Origin of the sequence: Sporotomaculum syntrophicum (assembly GCF_009932395.1) — a bacterium.
GTDB lineage: Bacteria > Bacillota > Desulfotomaculia > Desulfotomaculales > Desulfallaceae > Sporotomaculum > Sporotomaculum syntrophicum.
The window spans coordinates 548173-558042 of the sequence record NZ_LSRS01000003.1 but is presented as its reverse complement, the minus strand read 5'-3'; the positions used below and the strand labels follow the sequence as shown (position 1 = coordinate 558042).

Here is a 9870-nt window from a genome sequence, read left to right as displayed (position 1 = left end):
TTTCCGTACAGCTAGCCGACGACCTGCCGGAGGTTATCTACACTGACGAACAAAGACTACGTCAAATACTTAAGAACTTATTATCGAACGCTTTTAAATTCACGGAAAAAGGCAGTGTTCTGCTGCAAATCAAAAAAGCGACGATGCCAGCTACCGCAACTCCTATGCTGGCTATATCGGTTACCGATACGGGTATTGGCATTCCAGAAGAAAAATATAACATTATATTTGAGGAATTTCAGCAGGCAGATGGAACCACTAACCGCAAGTATGGTGGTACTGGCCTGGGTTTATCAATCTCAAAAACAATTGCCGAGCTGCTCGGAGGTTTTATCAGATTGGAAAGCCAGGAAGGTAAAGGCAGCACTTTTACCTTATTCATACCGCTAGTAGCTTTTGACACCATGAAAGAAATTATAATAAGCGAGGCAGCAGCAGGCACGGAAGAAGAATTAAGTGATGATGTAAATCAGCCGGAACTAGATCATCCACAGGGTCCGCTGGAAGGGCGGAAAATATTAATAGTGGATGATGACCCGCGAAATGTTTTTGCCCTAACTGCTCTGCTGGAAAACCATAAGATGGATGTATTATTTGCTGTCGATGGTAAAGACGGCATTAAAACCTTGCTGGAAAACCCGGATATTGACCTGGTGCTAATGGATATAATGCTGCCCGAAATGGACGGCTATGAGGCGATGAGACGTATCCGGCAAATGCCTCAATATCAAGCCTTGCCCATTATAGCCCTGACGGCCAAGGCTATGAAGTACGATCGGGAAAAATGTATTAATGCCGGAGCGTCCGACTATATCAGTAAACCGGTAAACTTAAAGCAACTTCTGTCCTTGATTAAGGTTTGGTTATATAAATAGGTGGTGCAGTAATTTGGATATAAGTAAGAAAGCCGAACAACCAAGCTACGATGAACAGCTGGAAAAAATTGAAATAACTCTTTTGCTTGAAGGTATTTTCCAGCGTTACGGCTTTGATTTTAGGAACTATGTTTATTCTTCCATGCGCAGAAGAATACGCCACAGAATAAGGATTGAAAATTTAAATAATATATCAGCTTTACAAGAAAAAGTATTGCATGACCAACAAGCAATGGAAAGTTTATTTGCCGATTTTTGTATACATGTTACCGAAATGTTTCGTGATCCTGGTTTTTTCTTGGCTTTAAGAACAAAGATACTGCCACTATTAAAAGACAAACCCCTTATCCGCATATGGAGTGCAGGATGCGCGAGTGGAGAAGAAGTATTTTCAATGGCCATTCTTTTACTTGAAGAAGGCCTGCATGATAAAACAATGATTTATGCCACCGACATGAGCAGTAAAATAATAGAAAAGGCCAAGCAAGGGGTTTTCCCCTTATCTAAAATGAAGTTATATACCCAGAATTATATAAATTCCGGCGGAACCAGGTCATTTTCCGATTATTATAAAGTGATAGATGATAATGCTATCTTTACACCGTCTCTTGTAAGGAAAGTTATTTATGCTCAGCATAATTTAGCCAGTGACGAATCCTTTAATGAATTCGACATAATAATTTGCAGAAACGTTTTAATTTACTTTAACCGAGTACTGCAAGAAAAAGTGCATAAATTGTTTTATGATAGCTTATGCGTTCAGGGATTTCTTGGTTTAGGCAATAAAGAGACTCTTGATTTCTCGGATGTAGCTCACTGCTATGATAGTGTTGATATAAAAGAAAAAATTTACCGCAAATATAAATAAATATATTTGTAACCGGAGGATCCATATGAGCAACAAAAAAATAAATATATTAATGGTTGATGACAGGCCGGAAAATTTGGTGGCCTTAGAGGCTGTATTAATGTGTCCCCAATATAATTTGGTTAGGGCAAGTTCCGGGGAAGAGGCTTTAATGTTAATTCTTGCCGAGGATTTTTCGCTAATTCTATTGGATGTTCAAATGCCGGGATTAGATGGTTTTGAAACAGCCAAGTTAATCAGAAAAAGAAATAAGTGTAAAAATATACCCATAATATTTATTACAGCAATCAGTCAGGCCAATGAATTTGTGATTAAAGGATACCGAATTGGTGCTACGGACTATATTATCAAACCATTTCACCCGGATACATTAAAATTAAAGATTGAAGTATATCTAAAATTCTATCAAGATCGAGAAAATCTTGAGACCCTGGTGCGAGAGCGGACCTTAGAATTACAAGTTGCAAATCAGAAACTGCTTGAGGAAATTAACCATCGAAAAATAATTGCCGATAAGTTAATTGAATCTAATAAGAAGGTTACCAATATTTTAGAAAGTATTTCGGATGCATTTATTTCTTTGGATAACAATTGCTTAATAACTTACATTAATCATGAGGCTGTTCGATTTGCTCAAATATTTAACAAATCTCCCGAGGAACTTATCGGAAGAAGTATAAGGGATTTGATACCGAAAAATATCTTTCCAAAACTCTATGAGCAATTTAATGAAGCGGTTAGAAGCAAGCAAAATGTTCGCTTTGAGATTGAAATTCCGGATTCGGAACACACATTCTATGAGGTAAATGTTTATCCATTTTTTGATGGGTTATCTATTTATTTTAGAGACATTACCGAAATCAAACGGCTTGAAAAGGATATGGCCTATATTGATCGTCTAAATACGGTGGGCAAATTGGCTGCTGGTATTGCCCATGAAGTTAGGAACCCGATGACTACTGTGCGAGGCTTACTACAGGTTTTGGCCGGTAAGGAGGAGTGTGCTAATCATTATGATTATTTTTCTTTAATGATAGAGGAACTGGACAGGGCAAATGCAATTATTTCAAATTATCTATCCCTGGCTAAAGATAAGTTTATCGAATTAAAAAGTCAAAGCCTTAAGAAAATAATTGAGAACTTATTCCCTTTAATAGAAGCTGATGCAATGGTTTCCGGAAAGTACATACATACTGAATTAGAAGACGTTACAGAAATCCCCTTGGACGAAGAAGAAATCAATCAGTTAATTCTCAATCTTGTTCGTAACGGCTTGCAGGCCATGTCACCTGGTGGAAATTTGAGAATAAAAACATCTATGACCAATGAGGAAATCGTATTAGCTGTCCAGGATGACGGAAATGGGATAACTCCCGAAGTGCTTGAAAAAATCGGCACGCCGTTTTTCACTACAAAAGAAGATGGTACAGGTTTAGGACTTGCTGTATGCTATAACATTGCCAAGAAACATAATGCCAAAATAGATATAGAAACTAATTCCAGTGGTACAACGTTTTATGTAAGATTTAATATATAAGCTTAATACATTTTTGATACCGCGGAAACAGTTAGAAAATCAATAAACGCAAACAAATTTAAGAATTTGGGGATTTATTTTGCGACGCCTTGTCCGTATTTTCAACAATCCGTTTAGCTATCTTATAAATAACCTTAAGCGCCTTGACAATTTTTTCTTGTTCCATGTTAAGTTGTTCTTGTTTCATAATACATCTTATGTATTATGAGCATAATGGGTTACAATATCATATCAACATGGGCTAAATCCCCTTGGCCATATCTGTTGGCATGTTATACCGCATATTTAAGTAACGCAGGGAGGCGGAAAGTTCACCTTCAGGCCCGCCGTACTGAGTAATCACGTATTTAGCCAGCTTAGGGTTGGGTCCGCTTACTCGGACGGGAACTTGCAATTTCTTTTCGTAAACCCACATATTCACAAATCCTTTCCTTTTAAATTGGGGTCCTCAAATTTGCCAGGGCCACGGGCTATCTGTCCATTTCCAGCAATCCTGTTTATTTGGAGAAAAACCAAAATTGAGTAGCGGGCCGTAGATTTGCTCATAGTTTCGCACAGCTTGCATCAAATCCTTGTGTACCTGGTTAAACATAGCCAGTGCATGCCGGTCATTGGGGTGAGTGTCTAAAAATAAATTTAGTTCCAAGGTTACGAATTCTAGTTGTTGTATTTGTAACAACATTTGCGCTTGATTATGATTATCCATATTAATCCACCTCCAAACATTTAGTACGGGTATGGCCGGTACAGTTCAGGAAACAAAGTTCCTGTTTCCAAAGCCCGAGCCGGTGAATTGACATTGCCCCAACTTTGGATGCAGATATAAGCCCTGGCAAGTTCCATACCCTGGCAGGATGGGGCAAAGCCTGGTTGATCCGGGTAACCGGGATAAGCAGGCCCTCCGGGATGCCCCGGGTGAGCCGGTGGATAGCCTGGACCGAAGCCAGGGTGGCTTGGATACGGCGGCAAATCACCCGGCACCGGGTCAAATGGCACATATTTCGGCGGGCCGCCGGCGCCCGGCTTATTGTGAACCGGTCCCAGGCCGGTTGCTGCTGCATCCTTAGCCTGAACTGGTTTCTTATCGTCTTTGTTATTCAAAACGCATACCTCCATTGCAATTTATTCCAATAATTAATTTAATCCAGATTATGTTGTTAACACCAAAAATGTGACAAAAAAGATAATTATGGTATTTCGCTAAATGAGCAAAACTACCGTCAAAGCATTGCGCAATTATGATAAAATAAGTTTATTAAAGTCCGATATTTGTGAATAATCTTAGCATTGTTTTCGTAGTATGAAGGGTGATTTCAGTTTTATATCCATTTTATTGATTAGCTAAAAGGAGGTAGAAGATGCCCGGTGAATTATTGTATAAGGGAGTGGTGGTATGAAAGCTGTGGCAGTGTATAGTTATTTACCATGCACGGGCAAAACCTCCGTAGCTAAGGAATTGGCCGGTTATTTTTATCGTCAGGGCCACAGTACATTGCTGGTGGATATGGATCTGGTCAAGGGAAGCCTAACTGAAAAGTTAGGTCTAAACAGCACTCCCAACCTTGGTTTATGGGCAGTAGATATATTCAAAAGGTTGGAGAGCTTACCGTACTGGGACATAAACTATACCTGGGATGATATACAACCCTATGTTCAGAGTTTCCACGGGCTGCCAGTACTTGCCAGTAACACAATGGTCGATTTAGCCGGTTCTCCACTGTTGCTCAACTGTGTTAATGTTATGCTGCACAGCCTGCTAAAAGCCCCGTATGATGTGCTGGTGTTTGACAGCAGTGCAGGGGTTCGTGACTATACACTGAATATTTTGCTCAGGATGGATAAGGTGCTTTTAGTTGCCGAACCTTTTGGTTTCACATTGCCTAACGCGGAAGCTTATGTACGATTGCTGGTCGACGAAGGATTCAGCCTCGAGCAATTCGGGTTAGTGCTAAATCGCTATCCTACCCATGCAGAACAAGATCCATTGGAGATAAGCGATGCACTGGGAATAGACCTTTACGGGGTATTACCCAATTTCCCGGATTTTAGCGGGAAGAAAGGTAAGGCCAAGATATTTACAATGGAACGTTCCAATCGTTATACTGAAGAAATCGGTAACATTGCAGGTAAACTGTGTAATATAGATTAAAATCAAATATAAGTTAATTTAGGGCGCTGTTATTAATACAGCGCCTTTTTTGTACTTTAATAAACTATGCTTGCCATATTTATGGCAAGGGCTCACATGTTTATGTTTATACACACAATAATACTGCCACCAAAGTAACCGGATAAGACTTAGGGGACAGGACAAGCAGAAGAGATTTTGAAAAATTTCGGGGTAAACTATAGGCAAAAGATAAGCCATTTTTTAATAATAAAAACGGAGGAAAATAAACATGCATGATGAGCAGAAAGACTTAACTGGAATTGCAGAACAAATAAACGGTGAGCAGGAAATACCTTTTTTTAGTACGGAATGGCTGAATGTGCTGGAAACAGATTACATCGATGCATATGACGAAGCAATAGATGTACTGGAAGACTCTCCAAAGATAAATTCAGCAGATACACATAAGAAATATAGGTACCCAGGGTATATTGATTAGCTAGATGGAAGAAGATACGCATCGATGCCATGACAGCTGCATAGCTTGTTTTTTTTGCATTTATTGGTTACAATGGTAGGGTATAAAAAAAGCACCTTGAGAGATGATGGGAGGTCCTGCTTTTGAAACGAGTGGTCAGTATTAGCCTGGGTTCCTCCAAGCGTGACCACCAGGTGCAGGTTGAACTGCTGGGCGAACAGTTTGAAATCAGCCGCCTGGGTGTGAACGGCGATTTTGAGGAAGCCGTAGCCAAGCTGAAGCAGTTGGACGGGCAGGTGGATGCCATCGGCCTGGGCGGTATAGATGTATATGTCTATGCAGGCGATAGAAGATATGCCTTTAAGGATGGTTTAAGGTTAATGGGGGCTGTGAAAAGTACCCCGGTGGTGGACGGTAGCGGACTTAAAAATACCTTAGAGCGGGAAACAGTAACATTTTTACTGCAAAATACCGATATTATTAAAAAGGGAACCCGGGTGCTCATGGTTAGCGCCGTCGACCGCTTTGGCATGGCCGAGGCTTTCGCAGCAGCTGAGTGCGATGTTACCTTTGGTGATTTAATTTTTACTGCAGGTATACCCTATCCCATTAAAACGCTTCAGGAACTTAAGGAAATGGCTGCCAAACTTCTGCCGGAAATGACCCAGCTGCCTTTCCATATGCTTTATCCCACCGGCGAGAAGCAGGAATCGAGGGATGAGGAAAAAGCGCAGAAATTTGCCCCGTATTACTACGATGCTGAGATAATTGCCGGCGACTTCCACTTTATCAAACGCTATTTGCCGGATAAACTGAACGGACAAACCATCATTACAAATACTACCACCGCCGCGGATGTTGAATTTTTGCGGCAAAACGGCGCCGGGCGGCTGGTGACCACTACCCCGGTCTTCGAAGGCCGCTCCTTTGGTACCAATGTTATCGAGGGAGTGCTGGTGGTGTTATTAGGTAAGCCCAGCAGCGAGATTACTCCCGAGGATTATCTGGATATCATTAATAAGCTGGATTTCAGACCTAAAATTATTGAATTGGATAATTAAGTGGAGGATTTTTTATGGCAACACATGAAGAAATATCCGCCGGTTTACAGTCTTTTTACGAAGGCTACCAAAAAAACAGTAAGCTTAAGCTAATGAACCGGGACTGGAACCGGGTGATCAGAATTATTGCCAGCGATATAGACTCCCAACATACCCTGACCCTGCAAAACGGAGAGTTAACGGTGACTCAGGGTGTGTCAGACCAAAACCCTGATTTAGTGGTTACATCGGACAGCGAGACACTGGCGGATTTATTTTACGGCGATATTACTCCTACCGAACCATATATGAACGGCACCCTGGTGATTCAAGGGTCTGAAGACGATATTGTGCGTTTGGATTTTATTTCACTGATGATTTGGGGTGAGTAACTTGCAGCTTAAGAAAGTGCTCACCATGCGTACCATTGTGGCCACCAGTGCCGGGTTGACGCTGTCCAGTTCAACATTTGTTGCGGCAGTACAGGTGGCCGGGTTTTTGGCGGGTGACGCCGCCTGGTTGGCTATTTTAACCGGTGGGCTGCTGTGTATGACAGCAGCCCTTTGTTTTGGCGAGCTAAACGGTATGACTCCTTCGGCGGCAGGAATTCGCCTTTATTTCAGCCGGGCTTATAATGACCAGCTGGCCATTATCGTATCCATGTTGTACATGATGGTCGTTATGGGTGTGATTGGAGCAGAAAGTTACGTGCTGGCCCAGGTTTTATATGAGGTTTGGCCGGCAGTGCCCGCGCTGGCTTGGATTCTAACCATGTTTTCCATTGTGACGGTGGTAAACTTGCTGGGTGTTAAAATCGCCGGTGGATTTCAAAGTGCACTCACCTACGGTCTGATCCTATCTCTGCTGGCTTTCGCCTTTATTGCCCTGTTTAAAGCAGATTTTCAGCTTACCGGCTTTTTGTCTGCAGTTGGCGCGAAAGGGCTGGTCAATGCAGTAGCACTGGGAGTCTTTCTTTTTGTAGGGTTCGAATGGGTAACCCCGCTGGCTGAAGAAGTAACCCACCACCGCATGGTGTCCAGGGGCATGCTGCTGGCCATCGGGATCTTAAGTGTTACATACGCGCTTTTTACTGTAGCCATGACGGCTACGACACCCCGCGAGGTGCTGGCAGGCTCACCCATACCTCATTTGCTTTTCGCCCGAGGAATACTGGGCGAGGCCGGGGTAACCTGGATGGTGGCCATCACGCTGGCGGCCTCCATTACCACATTTAATGCCGGTTTGATCAGTGTCTCTCGCTTCATATATTCTTCAGCCAGGGAACATGTGCTGCCGCCGGTGTTCAGTAAGATAAGCCTGCGTTTTTTTACCCCGTGGACAGCCGTGTTAACCATATTTATTATCGGCTTGACTATTTCCATTGCTGTGTTGGTGACACAAAGGTACTTGATGCTGGTGAATATGGCTGCAGCAATGGAGAGCATTATCTATGCCATGGCTGGGTTGGCGGTGATCAGGCTGCGCAAAAAAATGCCTGAGGCAGATCGCCCCTACCGCATACCGGGCGGTTACATTATACCGGGCATCTGCGCGATAGTATTCACCGGCCTGGCTATGGCTGTATTTGCCAGTTTTCCCATTGTTTTGTTATATATCACCCTTGGCCTGCTGCTGTGCACCTGGTATGTAAAAGTGGTAGTGCCCGAGCTTAAGCTTTGCTACCAGGAAAAAAAGACTACGATCAGACCGCGCCGGCGACCGGTGTCCGGTGAACAGACTAGAACTGATTAACAGGATTGATGGTTTAAGAAAAGCGTGCCCATTCGGTTCCCCCTGGGCGCGCTTTTTAATACTTCATTTCTTTTCGCTTGCCATAATTATGGCAAGCATTATTTTACTGCAAACCTAAAGCCTGGTAAACCGCATAGTCAACTGCATTACCCTTGGCCAGCCCTTTATTTTCTCGAAACTGCAGCACAGCTCTTTCCATGCCTCCGCCCCAAATACCATCAATGGGGCCGGTGTAGTAGCCCAGCCGCTGCAGGCGCAGTTGTACTTCCATCACATCACTACCCCGCTCATCTCGCCTCATCGTCCTGTATTGACTGGGTTGGTAGCGAAACGGGTTGCCGATTAGTATTACAGGTGTGCCGGGCTTAACCCAGGGGTAGATCTCCTCGACATTACGGTTATTCATTCGGATACAACCGTGGCTGGCATAGCTGCCGATTGCTCCGGGATTATTGGTGCCGTGAATCCCATAGGTACCCCAGGGCACTGTCAGTCCGATCCAGCGGGTGCCAAAGCCTGAACCCCAGTGGGCGGCCTTGCGCAGCACCTTGAAATTACCTATCGGCGTGGGAGTTTTATATTTACCCGGCGCCACCGGGTATTGCTTGTACGGTTCACCATCCGACATGACTGTCAACTTTCGCCGGTAGGTATCTACAACTATGCTCACTTCGCCGGGGGGAGGCGGTGTTTTCTCGTGTGCTCCCAAGGCAAACTGAGCCTGGTCAAGTTCCTGCCAGACGAATTCCTCCACTACGCCGTCAGGCTCAAGACCATGGGATTTTTGAAATTCTTTCACCGCTGCTATGGTAGCCGGCCCGTAGATACCGTCAATCAGCCCATGGTAAAAATCTAATTGCTTCAACCGTTCTTGAACTTGGATTACATCGTCACCTTTTAGAGCCGGTTGAGTGGCCGTTAACTCTCGCTCAGCTTCTTGCTCCGTTTGGTAACAGGGGCAACCGGGTATAGCGACATTTGCTGCCTGGACTGGCTTTGTGCTAAGAACCATTAATACAACGACTACAATTGCGAATATACACCCGGTGGTAAATAATAATGCATAGTTAGCCTTCAGTTGTTTAGCCATAGTTTCCTCCAGGGTCAGACATAAACTTTGTAAATTAACAATATTAACTTAACGTAGCTCTTAATACTGAACACATACTGCGAATTATTGTCATAAACCCGTGACCAAGCCCATAAACTT

The 9870-nt window shown here is 43.4% G+C and carries 11 protein-coding genes and 1 pseudogene; 8 read left to right on the top strand and 4 right to left on the bottom strand.

The genetic code is table 11. The annotated features are described in order from the left end of the window. The 3 genes from SPSYN_RS07685 to SPSYN_RS07675 form a co-directional block, all read left to right on the top strand. Positions 1–875: ATP-binding protein (locus SPSYN_RS07685; RefSeq protein WP_161821881.1), on the top strand; the 875-nt coding region annotated here is incomplete at its 5' end. 13 nt (positions 876–888) lie between these two features. After that, positions 889–1743, top strand: coding sequence for a CheR family methyltransferase (locus tag SPSYN_RS07680; RefSeq protein ID WP_243152959.1), 855 nt, complete (start codon positions 889–891; stop codon positions 1741–1743). Between the two features lie 25 nt (positions 1744–1768). Continuing rightward, the gene (locus SPSYN_RS07675; RefSeq protein WP_161821880.1) at positions 1769–3280 is read left to right on the top strand and encodes an ATP-binding response regulator; all 1512 of its coding nucleotides are present in this window, start codon (positions 1769–1771) and stop codon (positions 3278–3280) included. A 244-nt stretch (positions 3281–3524) separates the two neighbouring features. On the opposite strand, the pseudogene SPSYN_RS07670 reads toward SPSYN_RS07675, so the two are convergent. From SPSYN_RS07670 to SPSYN_RS07660, 3 genes and pseudogenes are all read right to left on the bottom strand, one after another. Then, a pseudogene (locus SPSYN_RS07670) lies at positions 3525–3695 on the bottom strand (manganese catalase family protein); the annotation flags it as partial. A 33-nt stretch (positions 3696–3728) separates the two neighbouring features. Then, the gene (locus tag SPSYN_RS07665; RefSeq protein ID WP_161821878.1) at positions 3729–3986 is read right to left on the bottom strand and encodes a spore coat protein CotJB; all 258 of its coding nucleotides are present in this window, start codon (positions 3984–3986) and stop codon (positions 3729–3731) included. Positions 3987–4006: 20 nt separating this feature from the next. Continuing rightward, complete coding sequence (locus SPSYN_RS07660; protein WP_243152958.1) at positions 4007–4381, bottom strand: spore coat associated protein CotJA; 375 nt, start codon at positions 4379–4381, stop codon at positions 4007–4009. Between the two features lie 292 nt (positions 4382–4673). On the opposite strand from SPSYN_RS07660, the gene SPSYN_RS07655 reads away from it, so the two are divergent. The 5 genes from SPSYN_RS07655 (at position 4674) to SPSYN_RS07635 (ending at position 8660) form a co-directional block, all read left to right on the top strand. Then, positions 4674–5429 carry a CpaE/TadZ family protein gene (locus tag SPSYN_RS07655; RefSeq protein WP_161821876.1) on the top strand — a complete coding sequence of 252 codons (756 nt, stop codon included), beginning with the start codon at positions 4674–4676 and terminating at the stop codon, positions 5427–5429. 250 nt (positions 5430–5679) lie between these two features. Next, positions 5680–5889, top strand: coding sequence for a hypothetical protein (locus SPSYN_RS07650; protein WP_161821875.1), 210 nt, complete (start codon positions 5680–5682; stop codon positions 5887–5889). Between the two features lie 122 nt (positions 5890–6011). Beyond that, positions 6012–6929, top strand: coding sequence for a quinate 5-dehydrogenase (locus SPSYN_RS07645; RefSeq protein WP_161821874.1), 918 nt, complete (start codon positions 6012–6014; stop codon positions 6927–6929). A gap of 14 nt (positions 6930–6943) precedes the next feature. After that, positions 6944–7300: an SCP2 sterol-binding domain-containing protein gene (locus tag SPSYN_RS07640; RefSeq protein ID WP_161821873.1), complete on the top strand. Its 357-nt coding sequence runs from the start codon at positions 6944–6946 to the stop codon at positions 7298–7300. Between the two features lies 1 nt (position 7301). Next, positions 7302–8660, top strand: a complete 1359-nt coding sequence (locus SPSYN_RS07635) for an APC family permease (RefSeq protein WP_202623762.1) — start codon at positions 7302–7304, stop codon at positions 8658–8660. A gap of 103 nt (positions 8661–8763) precedes the next feature. Here SPSYN_RS07635 and SPSYN_RS07630 read toward each other — a convergent pair whose 3' ends face one another. Beyond that, positions 8764–9750, bottom strand: coding sequence for a L,D-transpeptidase family protein (locus SPSYN_RS07630; RefSeq protein WP_161821872.1), 987 nt, complete (start codon positions 9748–9750; stop codon positions 8764–8766). Between the last annotated feature and the right edge of the window lie 120 nt (positions 9751–9870).

Excerpts from the sequence above, each read along its gene's own strand:
- SPSYN_RS07675 (WP_161821880.1), top strand. The coding sequence starts at position 1,769 with ATGAGCAACAAAAAAATAAATATATTAATGGTTGATGACAGGCCGGAA.
- SPSYN_RS07650 (WP_161821875.1), top strand. The coding sequence starts at position 5,680 with ATGCATGATGAGCAGAAAGACTTAACTGGAATTGCAGAACAAATAAAC.
- SPSYN_RS07630 (WP_161821872.1), bottom strand. The coding sequence starts at position 9,750 with ATGGCTAAACAACTGAAGGCTAACTATGCATTATTATTTACCACCGGG.
- SPSYN_RS07640 (WP_161821873.1), top strand. The coding sequence starts at position 6,944 with ATGGCAACACATGAAGAAATATCCGCCGGTTTACAGTCTTTTTACGAA.
- SPSYN_RS07665 (WP_161821878.1), bottom strand. The coding sequence starts at position 3,986 with ATGGATAATCATAATCAAGCGCAAATGTTGTTACAAATACAACAACTA.
- SPSYN_RS07655 (WP_161821876.1), top strand. The coding sequence starts at position 4,674 with ATGAAAGCTGTGGCAGTGTATAGTTATTTACCATGCACGGGCAAAACC.